16 protein-coding genes and 1 pseudogene are annotated in these 17,620 nt (G+C 71.8%); 4 read left to right on the top strand and 13 right to left on the bottom strand.

The genetic code is table 11. The annotated features are described in order from the left end of the window. Positions 1-286 precede the first annotated feature (286 nt). Together ACFXOA_RS03685 and ACFXOA_RS03680 are read left to right on the top strand one after the other, a co-directional pair. Positions 287-871 (top strand): sigma-70 family RNA polymerase sigma factor, encoded by a 585-nt coding sequence (locus ACFXOA_RS03685; protein ID WP_385021893.1) that lies wholly within the window; start codon positions 287-289, stop codon positions 869-871. Next, on the top strand, positions 868-1,626 hold the full coding sequence (locus ACFXOA_RS03680; protein ID WP_385021890.1) for an anti-sigma factor domain-containing protein: 759 nt from the start codon (positions 868-870) through the stop codon (positions 1,624-1,626). The genes ACFXOA_RS03685 and ACFXOA_RS03680 overlap by 4 nt, the downstream gene beginning before the upstream one ends. Before the next feature lie 66 nt (positions 1,627-1,692). Here the strand turns inward: ACFXOA_RS03680 and ACFXOA_RS03675 are convergent. The 5 genes and pseudogenes from ACFXOA_RS03675 to ACFXOA_RS03655 all read right to left on the bottom strand — a co-directional run bounded on the left by ACFXOA_RS03675 (position 1,693) and on the right by ACFXOA_RS03655 (position 7,152). After that, positions 1,693-2,494: pseudogene (locus ACFXOA_RS03675) on the bottom strand (DUF1295 domain-containing protein). Beyond that, a complete protein-coding gene (locus tag ACFXOA_RS03670; protein ID WP_385021887.1) occupies positions 2,491-3,849 on the bottom strand; it encodes a class I SAM-dependent methyltransferase in 1,359 nt (452 codons plus the stop codon). Before ACFXOA_RS03670 ends, ACFXOA_RS03675 begins: the two are co-directional and overlap by 4 nt. After that, the gene (locus tag ACFXOA_RS03665) at positions 3,846-5,156 is read right to left on the bottom strand and encodes a class I SAM-dependent methyltransferase (protein WP_385021884.1); all 1,311 of its coding nucleotides are present in this window, start codon (positions 5,154-5,156) and stop codon (positions 3,846-3,848) included. Before ACFXOA_RS03665 ends, ACFXOA_RS03670 begins: the two co-directional genes overlap by 4 nt. A 2-nt stretch (positions 5,157-5,158) precedes the next feature. Then, positions 5,159-5,884: a DUF1365 domain-containing protein gene (locus ACFXOA_RS03660; protein WP_385021881.1), complete on the bottom strand. Its 726-nt coding sequence runs from the start codon at positions 5,882-5,884 to the stop codon at positions 5,159-5,161. Beyond that, positions 5,881-7,152 (bottom strand): NAD(P)/FAD-dependent oxidoreductase, encoded by a 1,272-nt coding sequence (locus tag ACFXOA_RS03655; RefSeq protein ID WP_385021878.1) that lies wholly within the window; start codon positions 7,150-7,152, stop codon positions 5,881-5,883. Before ACFXOA_RS03655 ends, ACFXOA_RS03660 begins: the two co-directional genes overlap by 4 nt. Before the next feature lie 217 nt (positions 7,153-7,369). On the opposite strand from ACFXOA_RS03655, the gene ACFXOA_RS03650 reads away from it, so the two are divergent. After that, entirely contained in the window at positions 7,370-8,938 is a 1,569-nt protein-coding gene (locus ACFXOA_RS03650; RefSeq protein WP_385022101.1) for a sulfite oxidase, read from the top strand. Positions 8,939-9,293: 355 nt separating this feature from the next. After that, the gene (locus ACFXOA_RS03645; protein ID WP_385021875.1) at positions 9,294-9,701 is read left to right on the top strand and encodes an SPW repeat protein; all 408 of its coding nucleotides are present in this window, start codon (positions 9,294-9,296) and stop codon (positions 9,699-9,701) included. A gap of 145 nt (positions 9,702-9,846) precedes the next feature. Here the strand turns inward: ACFXOA_RS03645 and ACFXOA_RS03640 are convergent, their stop codons facing one another. The 8 genes from ACFXOA_RS03640 to ACFXOA_RS03605 form a co-directional block, all read right to left on the bottom strand. Continuing rightward, positions 9,847-12,675, bottom strand: a complete 2,829-nt coding sequence (locus ACFXOA_RS03640) for a DEAD/DEAH box helicase (protein ID WP_385021872.1) — start codon at positions 12,673-12,675, stop codon at positions 9,847-9,849. A 49-nt stretch (positions 12,676-12,724) separates the two neighbouring features. Further along, positions 12,725-13,612, bottom strand: a complete 888-nt coding sequence (locus tag ACFXOA_RS03635) for a YegS/Rv2252/BmrU family lipid kinase (protein ID WP_385021869.1) — start codon at positions 13,610-13,612, stop codon at positions 12,725-12,727. Positions 13,613-13,630: 18 nt separating this feature from the next. Then, positions 13,631-14,590, bottom strand: a complete 960-nt coding sequence (gene tatC / locus ACFXOA_RS03630; protein ID WP_385021866.1) for a twin-arginine translocase subunit TatC — start codon at positions 14,588-14,590, stop codon at positions 13,631-13,633. Between the two features lie 49 nt (positions 14,591-14,639). After that, positions 14,640-14,930, bottom strand: coding sequence for a Sec-independent protein translocase subunit TatA (gene tatA, locus ACFXOA_RS03625; RefSeq protein ID WP_385021864.1), 291 nt, complete (start codon positions 14,928-14,930; stop codon positions 14,640-14,642). Positions 14,931-15,144: 214 nt separating this feature from the next. Next, positions 15,145-15,342 carry a hypothetical protein gene (locus ACFXOA_RS03620; protein WP_385021861.1) on the bottom strand — a complete coding sequence of 66 codons (198 nt, stop codon included), beginning with the start codon at positions 15,340-15,342 and terminating at the stop codon, positions 15,145-15,147. Between the two features lie 23 nt (positions 15,343-15,365). Next, complete coding sequence (locus ACFXOA_RS03615) at positions 15,366-15,641, bottom strand: hypothetical protein (RefSeq protein WP_385021859.1); 276 nt, start codon at positions 15,639-15,641, stop codon at positions 15,366-15,368. A gap of 37 nt (positions 15,642-15,678) precedes the next feature. Beyond that, the gene (locus ACFXOA_RS03610) at positions 15,679-16,635 is read right to left on the bottom strand and encodes a helix-turn-helix transcriptional regulator (RefSeq protein WP_385021856.1); all 957 of its coding nucleotides are present in this window, start codon (positions 16,633-16,635) and stop codon (positions 15,679-15,681) included. A 15-nt stretch (positions 16,636-16,650) separates the two neighbouring features. Next, on the bottom strand, positions 16,651-17,604 hold the full coding sequence (locus ACFXOA_RS03605) for a helix-turn-helix transcriptional regulator (RefSeq protein ID WP_385021853.1): 954 nt from the start codon (positions 17,602-17,604) through the stop codon (positions 16,651-16,653). Positions 17,605-17,620 lie beyond the last annotated feature (16 nt).

Below are 17,620 nucleotides of genomic sequence, written 5' to 3'. Positions count from 1 at the left end.
CACGGCGGCGAACCCGGTCAGGCCCGAGGGCGTGACCGGGTTCGCCGTGTCGGGGACGTCCCGGGCGGGCCGCGTACGCCGGTGGGCCGTCTCCGTGGTCGTCCGTACGGCCGTAGGATCCAGGCTTCGGCCGGGCGGCTTCGGCGGCACCCGCGCCGCCCCGGAGCCGCGGACCCGGTCCGGAGGCCGGCGGCCGCACGGTTGTGCGTGACCTCCGACCAATCCGCCGGGGCCCCGGCTCCGAATCAACCACGAAACCGTTGTGTGCTCCGGGAGGACCGTCCGCGTGAGAGAAGCCGTACACATCAGTGGGGTCCGCTCGCCGGGCCCCGGCCTGGAGGATCTGCTGGTCCAGGTCGCCCGTGGCGACCAGGACGCCTTCACCCAGGTGTACGACCACGTCAGCGGGCCGGTTCTGGGCCTGGTCAGGAGCGTGCTCCGCGACCCGGCGCAGTCGGAGGAGGTGGCCCAGGAGGTACTGGTGGAGGTCTGGCGGACCGCCCCGCGCTTCCAGCCGTCCCGCGGGAGCGCCATGAACTGGGTGCTGACGCTGGCGCATCACCGGGCGGTGGACCGGGTGAGGTCGGCCGAGGCCACGGCTGCCCGTGAGCACAAGGCCGCACTGCTGGACCGCACCCCCGACTTCGACGAGGTCTCCGAGCAGGTCGAGAGCCGGCTGGAGCGGGAGCAGGTCCGGCGCTGTCTGCGGACGCTCTCCGAGATCCAGCGCGAGTCGGTGACGCTGGCGTACTACCGGGGGCTGACCTACCGCGAGGTCGGTGAGCTGCTCTCCGTACCGCTGGGAACGATCAAGACACGGCTGCGCGACGGACTGATCCGGCTGCGCGACTGCCTGGGGGTGAGCGCATGACGACGGCCGAGCTGCACACGCTGACCGGGGCCTATGCCCTGCACGCGCTGCCGGACGACGAACGCCTCGCGTTCGAGCGGCATCTGAGCGCCTGTGAGGCGTGCGCCCAGGAGGTCCGGGAGCTGTCCGCCACCGCCGCCCGGCTCGGGCTCGCGGTCTCGGCCGCCCCGCCGGCCGTGCTGCGTGAGCGGGTGCTGCGGGAGATCACGACCGTGCGGCAGGAGGCGCCCTCGCAGGGGCGCGGGGCCCGCTCCGGGACGTCGGCCGCCGGGCGGGCCGGGAGGTGGACCACGTTCGCCCTGGCCGCCTGCGTGGCCGCCGCGGCGGCCTTCGGCGGGGTCGCCGTCTGGCAGAACCAGGTCGCCCAGGACGCCAGGCAGGAGGCGACACGGGCCCAGGAGCACAACGCGCAGGTGGCACGGGTCCTCACGGCGCCCGACGCCACGACGACCGCGTCGCAACTGGCGGACGGCGCACGGGGCACCGTCGTGGTCTCCAGGAGCGTCGACCGGGCGGTGTTCCTCGCCTCGGACCTGGCGCAGCCGCCCAGCGGCAAGGTCTACGAACTCTGGTACGACGACGGCGGTGTGATGCGTCCGGCCGGTCTGATGAATCCGTCGGCGACCGACGAGGCGGTGCTGCTGGACGGGCCCGTGGACGGAGCATCCGGCATGGGCATCACCGTCGAGCCGGAGGGCGGCTCCGAACAGCCGACCACCGAGCCGCTGGCCGTGATGGAGTTCCGCGACGCCTGACCGCGCGCACGGCCGTGCCCCCGTCCTCCCGCGCGAGACGCGCGCCGGGCGGGGGCACGGCCGTGTTCAGCGCTTCGGCGGGAGGGGGAGGAATCCGCTGGTCCGGGCCACGTACTCCGCGTACCCCGGCCTTCCTTCCATATGCCGCTCCAGGAGCGCCTTTCCGCTTCCCTTGGTGAGCAGCAGACTCATCACCACGGGCGAGACGAGGGTGGCCGCGGCTGCCCCCGGGCTCGCGCAGACGATCAGGAACAGCCCCCACCAGACGCAGAAGTCGCCGAAGTAGTTGGGGTGCCGCGTCCAGGACCACAGCCCCCGGTCCATGATCTGGCCCTTGTTCGCCGGGTCCCTCTTGAAGCGGTGCAGTTGTGCGTCGCCGACCGCCTCGAACAGGATTCCCAGGGCCCACACCGCGGCGCCGGCCCAGGCCCAGGCGCCGAGCGGCCCCGCAAGGTACATCCCGGCCTGCACCGGCAGCGAGACGAGCCAGACCAGCGCGCCCTGCAGCAGGTACACCTTGCGCAGGGCGTACAGGGCCGGGCTGCCCGGGGCCTTCGCGAGCATGGCCTCGTAGCGCGGGTCCTCCCCGTGGCCGCGGCCGCGGCGGCCGATGTGCACGGCCAGCCGCAGCCCCCAGACGACGGTCAGGACGGTCACCAGGAGACGGAGGCCCCCGTCGCCGTCGCCCGCGGAGGCCGCGTACGAGACGAGGGCGACGGCGGCGAAGCCGACCCCCCCAGGCCACGTCGACGATCCGGTGCACGCCTTTGCGCAGGGCGACGAGGAAGGTCACGAGCATGACCGCGAGGGCGACGGCCGCGGCCGCCGCCAGGTTCTGTGCGAACGCGGCCCACGCGAAGCCGTTCATCGCGCGGTCCCCTTGCCCGCGGCCGCGGAGCCGAGACCCTCGTACCAGCCGTGGCGGGTGGCGGGCACGCCCGCCGTGCCGCCGGCGTCGGGCCGTACGGAGAGGATCTGGTCGACTCCCATCCGGCGTTCCTCGAACGCCAGCGCGCCGCCCACCAGGTAGAGCCGCCAGACCCGGGCGGTCTCCTCACCGACCAGGGCGACGAACTGGGGCCAGCGTTCCTCCAGGGTGCGGTGCCAGGCCTCGACGGTCAGGACGTAGTGCTCGCGCATCGATTCCACGTCGCGTACCTCCAGCCCGGCGCCCTCCAGGAGTTCGACCGTCTCCCCGACGGGGCGCATGTGCATGTCCGGTGCGATGTACGACTCGATGAAGGCCCCGCCGCCGGGCGCGGTGGTGCCGCGGGACATCTGCTGGACCAGGGCCCTGCCCCGTGGCCGGAGCACCGAGTGCAGCAGCGCGGTGAACGCCGGGTACTCGGCGTCGCCGACGTGCTCGCCCATCTCGACGGTGGACACCGCGTCGTAGCCGCCCTGGAATCCGGGAAGCCGGGCTACGTCGCGGTAGTCGCAGTCGTGCACCTCGACGAGTTCCTCCAGGCCGCGCTCGGCCACCTGGGCGCGCACGTGTGCGGCCTGTTCCCTGGCGAGGGTCACCGCGGTGACGCGGACCCCGTGCACCGCCGCCGCGTACAGGGTGAGGGAGCCCCAGCCGCATCCGATGTCGAGCAGCCGGGCGCCGGGCGTCAGTCCGAGCTTGCGGCAGATCAGTTCGAGCTTGTCCCGCTGGGCGTCGGCCGGGCCGTACTCCGGTCCCACGCCGGTCCAGTAACCGCAGGAGTAGGCCATCGTCTCGTCGAGGAGCAGGGAGTAGAAGGCGTTCGACAGGTCGTAGTGGTGGCTGATGGCCGCCCGGTCGCGGGCCTTGCTGTGCAGCGCCCCGCTGAGGCCCGCGCGGGCCGCGGGGACGGGCGGGCGGGGGCCGACGGCTCCGAGGCGCAGAGCGGTGCCGGCGGCGCGGACCCGGTCGGCGAGACGGGGCCGGGGGAGCTGGAGTCCCTGGTCCCGGGCTGCCCGGCGCATCGCGCGCAGCCCGGCGGCGAGGTCGTCCGCGATATCGATGTCGCCGGTGATGTAGGCCTCGGCGAGGCCGAGTTCACCGGGCTGCCACAGCAGTCTGCGCAGCGCCCTGCGGGAGCGCACGTGCACGGTCGGCGCGTCCGCGGGGCCGGTCTCGCTGCCGTCCCACATCCTGATGCGGACCGGCGGCGGCCCGCCGAGGAACTGCTCGATGACCGGCGCGATCCGCCGGGCGGCTCCGGTGACCGGGGTGTCGGTGGCGATGGCGGTGTTCACGCGGTGTCCTCACGGATCAGGAGCATCTGCTGCACGTCGAGGTAGCCGGAGCGGAATCCGGCTTCGGAGTAGGCGAGGTAGAAGGTCCACATCCTGCGGAAGGTGGCGTCGAAGCCGAGCGCGTCGACCCGGTCGGCGCGCTCCTCGAAGCGTTCCCTCCACAGCCGCAGGGTCTCGGCGTAGTGCATGCCGAAGCCGTCGCACTGTTCCGTGCGCAGCGCGGTGTGCGCGGTGGTGACGCGCTCGACCGCCTCGACTGAGGGAATCATCCCGCCCGGGAAGATGTACTTCTGGATCCAGGTGTAGGTGCTGTTGCTGGCGAGCATCCGGTCGTCCGGCATGGTGATCGCCTGGAGCGCGACGCGCCCGCCGGGGGCCAGGCGGCGTTCCAGGGTCCGGAAGTAGACGGGCCAGAACTCCACGCCGACGGCCTCGATCATCTCGACGCTGACGATCGCGTCGTACTCCCCGGTGACGTCGCGGTAGTCGCACAGCCGCACGTCGACGCGGTCCTCGTACCCGGCCTCGCGGATTCGGGCCCTGGCCAGTTCCTGCTGCTCGCGGGAGAGGGTGAGGGTGGTGACACGGGCGCCGCGCGCCGCCGCGCGTACGGAGAGTTCGCCCCAGCCGGTGCCGATCTCCAGGAGTTCGGTGCCGGGGCCGACCCGGGCGAGGTCCAGCAGTCTGTCGATCTTGCGGTGCTGGGCGGCGGGCAGCAGTTCGTGCTCCGCGGGGAAGCCGCGGAAGACCGCGGAGGAGTACGAGAGGGTCTCGTCGAGGAAGAGCGCGAACAGGTCGTTCGACAGGTCGTAGTGGTGGCTGATGTTGTCGCGGGCCCCTTCGGGGGTGTTGGCCTGCGCCGCCGGCTGCCGGAGTGCCCAGAGCTTCCGGAGCCTCTGCAGCGGTGCGGGTACGAGCCCCGCGGCGTTTCCCGCGAGGACGGTCAGCACCCCCACGAGGTCGGGCGAGTCCCACTCCCCCGCCATGTACGACTCCCCGAAGCCGATGAGCCCGCTCGCGCCGATCCGCCGGAAGAAGGCGTCGGGCCTGCGGATCTCCATGAGCGGACCGCCCAGGCCGATGCTGTCGCGGCCGGCGAGCCTCGCGCGCAGCGGGAGCCGGGACAGGGCGTGCCGGACGAGCCGTTCGGCCACCGCGGTCCTGACCGCCGAGGCCTTCGGCTGTGCGGCGACGTCGGGCCAGCGGCTCGCGTCGACGCGGGCGGGCCGGGCCGTCGCGGTCCGCGCCTGGGCGGGGATGGTGCCGGTGGCGGTCGGCGCAGTCCGGGAAGTGGGTGAGGTGGGCATCTTCACTGCATGCCTTCCTGGGTGGGATGAGAGGGACGTGGCTGTACGGGGAGCCGGCGCAGGAACAGCCGGACGCCGTGGAACCGGATTGCGGCGGACACCACGGCGGTGGAGAAGGGGTGGCGCAGGAACAGCCGGACGAGTTGGGCGGGCGTGCCGGGGCGCCTGTCGCCCCGGACCGTCGCGGTGAAGGGACGTATGCCCTCACGCTCCAGATGAACCGTCAGGTTCAGCCGCCGGCCGGGCGGGGGGAGCCTCATCCGGTACTCGCCGTCGACCGGGAAGAACGGCGAGACGTAGAAGTCCTTGCCGGTCACGGCACGGTCGGAGGAGTCCGGTCGCAGCAGGTAGCAGTGGCGCTGCCCGTAGGTGTTGTGCACCTCGGCCACCACGCAGAGCGGTGTGCCGTCGGGGCGGTGGCACCAGTAGACCGTCAGCGGGTTGAAGACGTGGCCGAGGACCCGTGCCTGGGTGAGCATGGTGACGGAGGCGTCGGCGAGGTCGACGCCGCGCGCCCGGAGGAAGCGTTCGAGTCCGGCCCGGACGGTGGGGGCCGTGCCCCCGAAGTGGTCGCGCGCGTCGAACCGGGCGAGCGGGCGCAGCGGGGCCGGCAGACGGGGCGGACGGTCCGGGTCGATGAGCCACAGGTAGGTGCGGTGCCGCAGGGCGTACCTGCGGGGCGCCGTCCGTACGTGGGTGATGGTGCAGGGGTAGAGGGCGCCGCTCACCAGACCACCCCGAGAGCGGCGGCTGCCTCGGCCCCCGAACGGCAGCCGTCCTCGTGGAAGCCCCAGCCGTGGTACGCGCCCGCGTAGGCGACGACGGGGCCGGAGAGTCCGGGGAGCCGGGCCTGCGCGGCCACCGACTCCGGGGTGAAGACGGGGTGTTCGTAGACCATGCGGGCCCGCACGAGGTCCGGGTCCACCCGGTCGGCGCCGTTCAGTGTGACGACGTAGCGTTCGGGGGCGTCCAGGCGCTGGAGGCGGTTCATGTCGTAGCTGACGGTGACCCGGTCGGCGTCGGCGGCGCAGGACGGCATGAGGTAGTTCCAGGAGGCGGCCGCTCCCCAGCTGTCCGGCAGCAGGGTGGTGTCGGTGTGCAGGAGCGTGGGGTTGCGGGAGTACCGGAACGCGCCCAGGGTGCGGCGCTCCTCCTCCGTGGGGTCGGCGAGCACGGCCAGGGCCTGGTCGGGGTGGGTGGCGATCACCACCGCGTCGTACTCCTCGGTGGCGCCGTCCCTGGTGACGATCTCCACGCCGTCGTCGTGCCTGCGGACGGTCCTGACATGGGCTCCGGTCCGCACGGAGTGCACCTGCTTGACGATCCGGTCGACGTACTCGCGCGACCCCCCGGTGACGGTCCGCCAGACCGGCGAGTCGCCGATCGAGAGCATCCCGTGGTGCTCCAGGAACCTGAAGAGATAGCGGGCGGGGTAGCGCAGCGCGGTCACCGGATCGCAGGACCAGACCGCGGAGACCATGGGGGTCAGGAAGTGTGCGCGGAAGTACGGGGAGAAGCGGCCTCGTTCGGCGAACTCGCCCAGGGTCATGACCCCGGTCCCCTCCGGCATGGCGAGCAGTGCCCGGGCCGCCCGGTGGAAGCGGGGCACCTCGGTCAGCATCTTCAGGTAGGGGCCGTTGACCAGGGATCCCGGCCGGGCGAGGAGCCCGGCGGGGCCGCGGGCTCCGGCGTACTCGAGTCCGCAGCCCTCGCAGCGCACGGACATGCTCATCTCCGATTCCTGCGTGGCCACTTCGAGTTCGTCGAAGAGCCGCAGGAGGTTCGGGTAGGTCCGCCGGTTGTGCACGATGAAGCCGGAGTCGACCCGATGGATCCGGGCGTCCGGCGATGTCAGTTCGTGCGTGTGGGCGTGTCCGCCCACCCGTACGTCCGCCTCCAGGAGCGTCACGTCGTGCGCCTTCCCCAGGACGAACGCGGCAGTCAGTCCCGCCACCCCGCTCCCCACCACGGCCGTGCGCCGCCGCTCCGTCGTCATTCGCTTCCCTCCGGTGTTCCACGCGTCGCGGGGGCGCCGCTCCAGCGCCCCTCAGCGGTGATTCGGTGCTGGTGGCGTCATGGATTGGCCGATGATCGGACTTCCTTCGATCGGGTGAGAGGCCAATCCGCGGTGCCCCGGGCGCCGAACCCCTGATGTGACGACAGACCTGAACGATCCGCAGACACAGGGGGCCTCCGGGCCCGGGCGTGCCCGACTGGCGCGGGGGGCTCTCGCCGCGCTCAGCGGTCTGATCGCAGGGTTCACCGCCCTGTGCGTGGCCGAGCTGGTCGCCGCGGCCGTGCGCCCCGAGGCGGGTCCGGTCACCGCGGTGGGCGGGGCGGTCATCGACCGGACTCCCCCTGCGGTGAAGGACTTCGCCGTACGGAACTTCGGCACCTCCGACAAGCTGGTGCTGCAGCTCGGGATCCTCGTCCTCCTGGCGCTCTTCGCCATGGCGGTCGGTGTCCTGGCGTCGCGGCACCGACGTGTGGGTTCCGCGGCCGTTCTGGTCTTCGGTGTGGTCGGGGCGGTGTCGGCGGCCGGGCGCCCCGAGGGGCGTCCGGGCGACGCGCTGCCCTCGGTCGTGGGCGCGCTGGTGGCCGCGGGGGTCCTGTACCTCCTGGCCGCACGGCTGGCCCCGGTGAGCGCTCCGCCTCCCGCGGCTGGGGAGACGGACGACATCGCCCCGGGCGCCTTCGACCGCCGCGGATTCGTGATCGCGGCGACCGCGGCAGCGGCGGCCTCGGCCGGTGCGGGGCTCCTGGGGCGTCGGCTCCAGGCGTCCCAGCTGGCCGGGGTCTCCGCCTCCCGGGGGGACATCACCCTCCCGGCGCCGGCCTCTCCGGCACCGGCGATACCGCGCGGCACCGATCTGGGGATCCGCGGCCTGAGTTCGTTCGTGACCCCGAACAAGGACTTCTACCGGGTGGACACGGCCCTCGTCGTCCCGCGTGTCGACGCGGACTCATGGCGGCTGCGCGTCCACGGCAAGGGGGTGGCGCGGCCTGTCACTCTCAGCTTCCAGGACCTGCTGCGGCGCGAGCTGATCGAGCGTGACATCACGCTGACCTGTGTCTCCAACCAGGTGGGCGGTCCGTACGTGGGCACCGCTCGCTGGATCGGTGTGCGGCTGGCGGACTTGCTCCGGGAGGCGGGGGTGAAGCCTCCGTCCGAGGGCGGGCCCGCGGATCAGATCGTGGCGCGTTCCGTGGACGGCATGACGATCGGGACCCCGGTCGAGGACGTCATGGACGGACGCGACGCGCTGCTCGCAGTCGGCATGAACGGCGAACCCCTGCCGTTCGACCACGGGTTCCCCGTGCGGATGGTCGTGCCCGGTCTCTACGGCTACGTCTCGGCGTGCAAGTGGATCCAGGACGTCGAGCTGACCACGTTCGACTCGTACGACGCCTACTGGGTCAAGCGCGACTGGTCGCGCGAGGCCCCGATCAAGACCGAGTCCCGCATCGACACCCCGCGTCCCTTCGCCTCCCCGAAGGCGGGGAAGGTGCCCGTGGCGGGTGTCGCCTGGGCCCAGCACCGGGGCATCGAGCGGGTCGAGGTCAGGGTCGACGGCGGCGAGTGGCACACCGCGCGCCTGGCTGCCGAGGCGGGACGTGACACCTGGCGTCAGTGGGTGTGGGAGTGGCCCGCGACCACCGGCAACCACACGCTCGAAGTCCGTGCGACCGACCGCACCGGAGCCACCCAGACGGAGAAGCGGGTCGGTACCGTGCCCGACGGCGCGACCGGATGGCACTCGGTCGTGGTGAACGTGACCTGACCCTCTCCATGCGCCGCTGCCGGAATACGGGCCCGGGTGCCGAGCGCCTCCGACCTGGCGTCACCGGCTCCGCGCCTCGACGGAATCGCAGGATGAAAACACCAGGAAACTACACATAAGGGTCAGATAAGAGCACACTGGTGAGGAGAAGGGACGACCGCACCGGCCTTCCGGCTGCGGCCTTCGAGAAAGCGCGAAGGAGACCATCCTCATGAGTAACCTCGCCCACTCCGGAAGGGACGTCTCGAGCCGGACCGAGAGAGACGTTTCCATGCACACCGGCAGAGATCATGCCGAACGGGATATGTCCCGGCACCCCGACGCGGATGAGATGCGGGAGCGTCACGACCGTGTGATGAGCGGTGGCGCCGAGAGCAGCACCGGACGCTCCGCAGGAATGGCGGCCGCCCCGCTGCTGCTCGCGGGCCTGTTCTGCGCCGTCTCCCCGTGGGTGCTCCACTTCACCGGGAGCCAGCCCTCCCTGGTCCCGCACAACCTCGTCATCGGCATCGCCATCGCGGTGCTGGCGCTCTGCTTCACCGCCATGCCCGGCCGGATGACCGGAGCGGGCCTGGCCATCGTGGCGCTGGGCGCATGGCTCATCGTGTCGCCATGGGTCGTGGGACAGAGCCCGGACATGGGCGTGATCCTCACCAACGTCATCGTCGGCGGCCTCACGATCGTGCTGGGGGCAGCCTGTGCGGGGCTCTCGCTGATGAGCGGGAAGAAGCGCGGAACGAGGACGAAGGCGGCCAGGACCTGACCGAAGCACGCAAGAGAAGCGCACACGAGAGCGGAAGCGAGAGAGCGGCCACAGGCCTCTGAGCCTGTGGCCGCTCCCGTGCTTCTCCGGGACCCGTCGGCCGCTCCCGCGCTTCACGGCCGGTGTGCGCGGGAGCGGCCGGGGCTCACCCCACCGAGCTGTACGCCACCACTCCCCGGAGTACCGCGTCGACCGCCTTGTGGGCGTTCTTCGACACCGAACTACCGTCCCGGGGAGCCGCCGCCGCGATCTGCCCGAGCACGTCGATCACCTGCTTGCACCACCGGACGAAGTCCCCCGCCGGCATCTCGGCCTCGCGCAGGACCTCGTCCAGCGTCCGCCCGGAGGCCCACATGTAGACCGCCCAGGCGAAACCGAGGTCGGGTTCGCGCTGGCCGACCCCCTCGGTCTGGCTGATCTTGAAGTCCTCCTCCAGGGCGTCGAGCCTCCCCCAGATGCGGACCATCTCGCCCATCGCCTTCTTCGCCGGCCCCGAGGGCAGCTTGGGGGCGACGGCGTCGTCCGCCTGACGCGCCTCGTAGACCAGCGCCGAGACGCATGCGGCGAGTTCGGCGGGGTTCAGCCCCTCCCAGACGCGGTCCCGCAGGCACTCGCTGGCGAGCAGGTCGAGCTCGCCGTAGAGCCGTGCCAGCCGGCGGCCGTTCTCCGTGACCTCGTTGCCCCGCAGGTAGTCGAGCTCGGTCAGGAGCGCCACGATCCGGTCGAAGGTGCGGGCGATGGTGTTCGTCCGGCCCTCGATGCGGTTCTCCAGCTGCCGGGTGTCCCTCTGCAGCCGGTGGTAGCGCTCCGCCCAGCGGGCGTGGTCCTCCCGCTCGTCGCACCCGTGGCAGGGGTGGGCGCGCAGTTCCGTGCGCAGCCTGGCGATCTCGCGGTCGTCGGCCGCGGCGGCCCGCTGCTTGCGGTGCCGCCCCGGGTCGATGTGGCCCGCCTTGCTGCGCAGGGCGGAGGCTAGGTCGCGGCGTGACTGCGGGGAGCGCGGGTTGAACGACTTGGGCACCCGCATCCGCTCCAGCGCCTCGACCGGCACCGGGAAGTCGATCTGGGCCAGGCGCTTCACCTGCCGCTCGGCGGTGAGCACCAGAGGACGCGGTCCGTCGTGGTACTCGAGCCCGCGATGGCCGTTCGTCCGCCCGGCCGGAAGGCCCGGGTCGAGGACGAGCGCGAGACCGGCGAACTTGCCGGTGGGCACGTGGATGACGTCACCGGGCTTCAGCTTCTCCAGGGAGGACGCCGCCGCCGCACGCCGCTGGGCCGCGCCCTGCTTGGCCAGCTCGGTCTCGCGGTCCTTGAGGTCGCGGCGCAGCCGCGCGTACTCCTCGAAGTCGCCGAGGTGGCACGTCATCCCCTCCTTGTAGCCGGCGAGACCTTCCTCGTTGCGCTGGACCTGCCGGGAGATCCCGACGACGGACCGGTCCGCCTGGAACTGGGCGAACGAGGTCTCCAGCAGCTCCCGTGAACGGTGCCGCCCGAACTGCTGCACGAGGTTGACGGCCATGTTGTACGAGGGCCTGAAGCTGGAGCGCAGCGGATAGGTGCGCGTTCCGGCGAGCCCGGCGAGAGCGCCGGGGTCCATGCCGCGCTGCCAGAGCACGACCGCGTGGCCCTCGACGTCGATGCCTCGGCGTCCGGCCCGCCCGGTCAGCTGGGTGTACTCGCCGGGTGTGATGTCGGCGTGCTGTTCGCCGTTCCACTTGACGAGCTTCTCCAGCACCACCGAGCGCGCGGGCATGTTGATCCCCAGGGCGAGCGTCTCGGTCGCGAAGACGGCCTTGACCAGGCCGCGCACGAAGAGCTCCTCCACGACCTCCTTGAAGGTCGGCAGCATCCCCGCGTGGTGTGCGGCGATGCCCCGCTCCAGGCCTTCGAGCCACTCGTAGTAACCGAGGACGTGCAGGTCCTCGCCGGGGATGGACGCGGTCCGCTGCTCGACGATCTCCCTCACCAGCCGGCGCTTGTCCTCGTCGTTCAGCCGGAGTCCGGCCTGAAGGCACTGCTGGACGGCCGCCTGGCAGCCGGCCCGGCTGAAGATGAAGGTGATCGCGGGCAGCAGACCCTCGGAGTCGAGCCGCTCGATGACCTCGGGCCTGGAAGGTGTCCAGATCCTGCTGCGCTGACGGCGCTCACGCTCGCGGTCCGCCTCCCGGACCATCTTCCCGCGCCGCCGGTCGCGCGGGTTGTAACCGCGCTGGTTCTCCATCCGGGCGAGACGGACGAGGTCGGGGCTGACCTCGCGCCTGCCGGTCCCCCGGCCCCCGTGGTCGGTCTCCTCCTCGAAGAGGTCGTACATCCGCCGGCCGGCCATCACGTGCTGCCAGAGCGGCACGGGGCGGTGCTCGGAGACGATCACCTGGGTGTCACCGCGTACGGTGTCCAGCCAGTCGCCGAACTCCTCGGCGTTGGACACCGTCGCCGAGAGCGACACCAGGGTCACCGACTCCGGCAGGTGGATGATCACTTCCTCCCAGACCGCGCCCCGGAAGCGGTCGGAGAGGTAGTGCACCTCGTCCATGACCACGTAGCCGAGACCGGTCAGGGCCTGGGAGCCCGCGTACAGCATGTTGCGCAGGACCTCGGTCGTCATGACGACCACGGGCGCGTCCGCGTTGACGCTGTTGTCACCGGTGAGCAGGCCGACCTTGTCCGCGCCGTAGCGGCGGACCAGATCGGCGAACTTCTGGTTGGACAGCGCCTTGATGGGCGTGGTGTAGAAGCACTTGCGGCCCTGCAGCAGGGCCAGGTGCACGGCGAACTCGCCGACGATCGTCTTGCCCGACCCGGTGGGGGCCGCGACCAGCACTCCCTTCCCTGCCTCCAGGGCCTGGCAGGCCTCGGTCTGGAACGGGTCCAGCCCGAACTCGTACATCTCGCGGAAGGGCCCGAGGGCCGTGGCCTGTTCGGCCGCACGCACCCGGGACGCCTGGTATCGCTCAGCTGGTGAGAGGTCCTCTGTCATCTTGGTACGAGCCTACCCGCCAGGTATGACAGTCAGCCCGATCTTTGTTTCACGGTGCGAGGACCCGCACCGCACCCGGTACGCAGGTGGCGGTCAGCGGCAGCGCGCCCAGCGGCTCACCGTCCGCGTAGGCGGTGACGTCCGCCGCGGCCATCTCGATCGAGGCGACCCGGTGCACGGTGACCTTCGGGTGGTCCAGGTGCGTCCCCCGGTACACCTTCGGGAAGACCTTGAGCAGTGTGGTCCGGCTGCAGTCGCCGACCACGGTCACGTCGAGGAGCCCGTCGTCCATCTCGGCACCGGCGCAGATGCGCATGCCTCCGCCGTAGGTGGTCCCGTTGCCCACCGCGATCAGCGTCGCCTCGATCTCGGTGACCGGTCCGCCGTCCAGCCTGACGCGGTAGGGGATCGGCCGGAAGGCCGCCAGTTCGGCCAGGATCGCCAGGTCGTACTTGAAGCGCCCCGGCAGGCGCATCCGGTTCCCCCGGTCGTTGACCCTGGAGTCGAAGCCGGAGGCGAGCACGGACCCGAACCAGCGCTCCCCCACGCGGCCGAGGTCGATCGCACGCGCCGTGCCCGCCTTCAGCATCCCGGCGGCGAGCCGTCCCGCGGCGGCGGGGTCGCGTACCGGCAGACCGAGCGCGCGGGCGAAGTCGTTGCCGGTCCCGACGGCCACGGCTCCGAGCGGCGTCGCGGTCCCGGCGACGGCCTGGAGGGCGAGGGACATCATGCCGTCCCCGCCCACGGCTATGAGCGCACCGGTACCGCCGGCCACCGCCTCGCGAGCCCGCCGCAGGGCGTCGCCGGCGTCCTCGCCGAGCACCGTGCGTACGGAGAAGCCGGCGTCCCGCAAAGCCGAAGCGGCCGGCTGCGCGGCACGCGCGCCCCGGCCGCTTCCCGCGGTGGGATTGACGAAGAGGGTGATCTCGCTGGTCACCCGCGGGACCTTACAAGGTCAGGTGATGTCGTCGTAACCGTTGAGCCGGTGCGAGCCTCCCCCGTCCGCCTCGCCGTTGGCCTGGCCCGGCAGGGCCGGACGCGGGGCGGGCTCGACGGCGCCGACCGGTTCGGGCGTGAGGTCCAGCCGCGACGCCTCGTCGTCGTCGAGCTCGGCGTCGGGGTCGTTGCGGTGACGGCGCTTGTCGTTCAGCAGCGAGAAGCCGACCGCGATGAAGTAGAGCACCGCCAGCGGACCGGCCAGCAGCATCATCGACAGCGGGTCCCCGCCGGGTGTGGCGATGGCACCGAACGCGGTCAGGCCGACGATCATCCCGCGCCACCAGGCGAGCATCCGCCTGCCGCTCAGCACCCCGGTCATGTTGAGGAGGATCAGCAGCAGCGGGAGCTCGAAGGCCAGCCCGAAGACGAGCACCATGCGGGTGATCAGATCGAGGAAGTCGTCGAGCGGCAGCAGGTTCTTCACGTTGTCGGGCGTGAAGCCGAGCATGATCTCCGCGGTCTGCGGCAGGATCCAGTAGGCGATCCAGGCGCCGAGGACGAAGAGCGGCACCCCCGCCGCCGCGAAGGCGAAGGAGTAGCGCTTCTCCTGCTTGTGCAGCCCCGGGGCGACGAACGCCCAGAGCTGGTAGAGCCACACCGGCGTGGCGGCCAGTACGCCCGTCATCAGGGCGACCTTCAGCGCGATGGTGAACGGCGACAGCAGACCGTTGGTCGTCATCTCCGCGCAGGGGCGACCGTTGATCATGGTCACCGCGCCGTTCTTGCAGCCGACCGAGTCGAGGATCGGCTTCATCAGGAACTCGAAGATCTCCTTCTGGAAGAAGGCCGCCACGATCACGGCGACCAGGATCGCCAGGACCGACTTCAGCAGGCGGTTGCGCAGCTCACGCAGGTGATCGAGGAGGGGCATCCGCCCCTCGTCGTCCTTCTCCTGCTTGCGGGCAGACTTGAGCAACCCACTTCCCTCGTCTCGTGCGGCAGCTTCCGGGGCTGGGGATCAGCTGTCAGCTCTGGGTGGTGGGCTTGGACTCGCTGACCGGTCGGGCACTGGTGACGTCGCCCGGGGCGGCCTGGATCGTGCGCGCGGTCGTCGGCTGGGTGGTGTCCGCGACGTTCTCCGCGGTGGGGGCGGCGGGTTCCGCGCCGTCCTTCTTCATCGCCTGGGCCTCGCTCTTGAGGATGCGGGCCGACTTGCCGAGCGAACGCGCCATGTCGGGAAGCTTCTTGGCACCGAAGAGCAGCAGGATGACAGCGATGATCAGAACGATCTCGAGGGGCTTCAGATTGCCGATCATGTGCGACTTCCTTCTCACTGAGGCGTCTGGAGGGTGGGCTCGCTACCCGTTCGACCGGACAGGTGTCCGACCTTTCCGCTGGGAGCGATCGTAACCCGCAGGGGTAAACGCGAGGCAATGCCCGCGCGTACTCCCGCTTGCGGCCCGCACCTCACTGCCTGGGCCGCCTCAGCAGGGTACCCCTCGTCCCTGTGCGGCTGGAGGCCACGGCCTGCTATCGCAGGGCCTCGCCGGTGTCGGCGAGCGTGGTGGCCGCTCGTTCCAGATCCTCGGCGGCCCGGTTGATCCGCTGCGTGGTCACGGCGACCTGGCGGCCGAGCCGCCGCGCCTCGACGTAGACCTTGACGGCCAGGACGCCGAGCACGGCCAGGCCGGCGAATCCCAGGGCGATGGCGAGCATGGGCCAGAACATGGACGGATCCTCGATGTGTCTCGTCACCGCAGGGCGGTGTGCAGGCGCAGTGTTCGCACCCCGCCGCCGCTGAGGAGCTCGACGATGCGCTCCCCGGCCGGCTTGCGGACCGCGGAGCCGCAGGCGGGGCAGGTGAAGGAGTAGAAGGTCGTACGGCGGCTGGCGCCTATGGCGAGCCGCAGCGCTCCCGCTCCGAGTTCGAACCGCTCCCGGCAGTCCGGGCAGGCGGCCCGGAATCGTACGGTCTCGGGCACCGGGACCGGAACAGGGCCGGTCGATGTGCCCGGTATCGCGGTCAAGGGGCCTCGCTCGCCTCGGTGCACCCGCCGCCGCCCTTCAGAGTGTGCCGTCGTAGGCGGCCAGTGCCTCACGCGCCGCGGAGCGGGCGCTCTCGGCCAGGTCGGGCGGCGATGTGATGCGTCCCTCGCCTCCCAGTCTCAGGGCGAGCCTGCGCAGGGAGGCCGGATCGGGGGTGCGCAGGGTGATGCGCAGCCCGCCGTCGGGGAGTTCCTCGGCACTGTCGTGCGGGTAGTACTCGGCGACCCACCGGCCTCCGGGGCCCACCTCGACGACGACCTCCGGGTCCTCGGCCGCGGGCTGGACCAGTCCTTCGGAGAGGTCTCGCAGCTCCAGCTCCGGCGGGGCGGACGGGGCGTCGAGCAGCCTGATCTCGGCGACCCGGTCGAGGCGGAAGGTGCGCCGGGCCTCGGTGAGCCGGCACCACCCCTCCATGTAGGTGTGTCCGACGGCGAACAGCCGGATCGGATCCACCTCGCGCTCGGTCAGCTCGTCGCGCGCCGGTGAGTAGTAGCGCAGCCAGAGCCGCCGCCGCTCGGAGATCGCCCGGTCCACGTCGGCGAAGACGCCGCCCTCGGCCTCGAAGGTCACCGAGAGCCGCGAGCTGGCCGTCCCCACCTCCCCGGCCGCGGTCTCCAGCTTCGCGGTCGCCCGCAGCAGCGCCTGCCGGTCGCTCTCCCGCAGTCCGGGGAGGGTGGCGACGGCACGGGCGGCCACGAGCAGCGCGGTCGCCTCGTCGGCGGCGAGCCGCAGCGGCTCGGCCACGTCGTCCGGGTTGTGCCACCAGATCCGGTCGCCGTCGGTGTCGATGTCCAGCAGGTCGCCGCCTCGGAAACTGGTCCCGCACATGGGCAGCACGTCGAGGTCCGAGATCAGCTCGTCCTCGGTGATCCCGAAGGCCCGGGCGACGTCCTGGACGTGCGCGCCGGGGCGCTCACGCAGATACGTCACCAGGGAGAGCATCCGCCGGGTCTGGTCGATCGCGTTCGTGGCCACGAGTACGGCTCCCCCTCAGTCCTTGGCCACGGCGCGCAGCCGGTCCATCACATCGGCCCGCAGGTCGGCGGGCTCGCTCACGATCACGTCGGGGCCGAACTCCACGAGCCAGGCGTCCAGCCCGTGTCCGTAGGGGATCTCCAACTCGTCCCATCCGTCACCGAGTTCGGTGACGGTTATCGCCCGGGAGCGCAGCGGGTAGCCGGCCCCGGAGCGCAGGCGGATACGCGCCGTCCTGGTGGCCGTCTCACCGGCCCAGCTCTCGACGGTCTCCCGGACGGTGACCGCGTCGGGTACGGGCGCCGTGAACGCCCCGGCGCGGGAACGGACCCGGCCGGAGATCCGGGAGAGCCTGAAGACCCGCTCGGCGCCGCGGCCGCGGTCCCAGCCGGCCAGGTACCAGTGACCGCGCCAGCACTCGAGCGTCCAGGGTTCGACCTGGCGCTGCTCGGGGCGTGCGGCGTTGCCCTTGCGGTAGTCGAAGGTGACCGGGCGCCGGTCCCGGCAGGCGAGCATCAGCGGTTCGAAGGCGGCCTCGTGGACGGGGATCCGGGGTTCGAGGGTGCTGTGCACCTCGAAGTCGTCCTCGGCCTCGGGCATTCCGGCGGCACGCAGCTTCTGCAGGGCGCCGCTGGCGGCCCCGGCGAGACGGGCCTGCTGCCAGACCTTCGCGGCCAGGCCGAGCGCCGCGGCCTCCTCGGCGTCCAGGGTGATCGGGGGGAGCCGGTTGCTGTCACGGCGCGCGAGGTACCCGGTGTCGCCGTCGAGGTTCTCCACCGTCTCGATGACGAGGCCGAGTTCGCGGAGGTCGTCCTTGTCGCGCTCGAACATCCGGTTGAAGGATTCGTCGGAGCCCGCCTCGAGATAGGCCTCGATGGATCCGCGGAGCTCACGCTTGCTGAGCGGGCGCCGGGTACCCAGCAGACACAGCGCCAGGTTCATCAGCCGTTCGGCCTTGGCAATCGCCATCGACGCCCCTTCTCGA

Source organism: Streptomyces sp. NPDC059166 (genome assembly GCF_042755185.1).
Taxonomy (GTDB): Bacteria; Actinomycetota; Actinomycetes; order Streptomycetales; family Streptomycetaceae; genus Streptomyces.
The sequence above is the reverse complement of the archived record's forward strand: the minus strand, read 5'-3'. Positions and strand labels throughout refer to the sequence as shown.

Excerpts from the sequence above, each read along its gene's own strand:
- tatA (WP_385021864.1), bottom strand. The coding sequence starts at position 14,930 with ATGATCGGCAATCTGAAGCCCCTCGAGATCGTTCTGATCATCGCTGTC.
- ACFXOA_RS03620 (WP_385021861.1), bottom strand. The coding sequence starts at position 15,342 with ATGTTCTGGCCCATGCTCGCCATCGCCCTGGGATTCGCCGGCCTGGCC.
- ACFXOA_RS03645 (WP_385021875.1), top strand. The coding sequence starts at position 9,294 with ATGAGCGGTGGCGCCGAGAGCAGCACCGGACGCTCCGCAGGAATGGCG.
- ACFXOA_RS03655 (WP_385021878.1), bottom strand. The coding sequence starts at position 7,152 with ATGACGACGGAGCGGCGGCGCACGGCCGTGGTGGGGAGCGGGGTGGCG.
- ACFXOA_RS03665 (WP_385021884.1), bottom strand. The coding sequence starts at position 5,156 with ATGCCCACCTCACCCACTTCCCGGACTGCGCCGACCGCCACCGGCACC.
- ACFXOA_RS03680 (WP_385021890.1), top strand. The coding sequence starts at position 868 with ATGACGACGGCCGAGCTGCACACGCTGACCGGGGCCTATGCCCTGCAC.
- ACFXOA_RS03640 (WP_385021872.1), bottom strand. The coding sequence starts at position 12,675 with ATGACAGAGGACCTCTCACCAGCTGAGCGATACCAGGCGTCCCGGGTG.
- ACFXOA_RS03605 (WP_385021853.1), bottom strand. The coding sequence starts at position 17,604 with ATGGCGATTGCCAAGGCCGAACGGCTGATGAACCTGGCGCTGTGTCTG.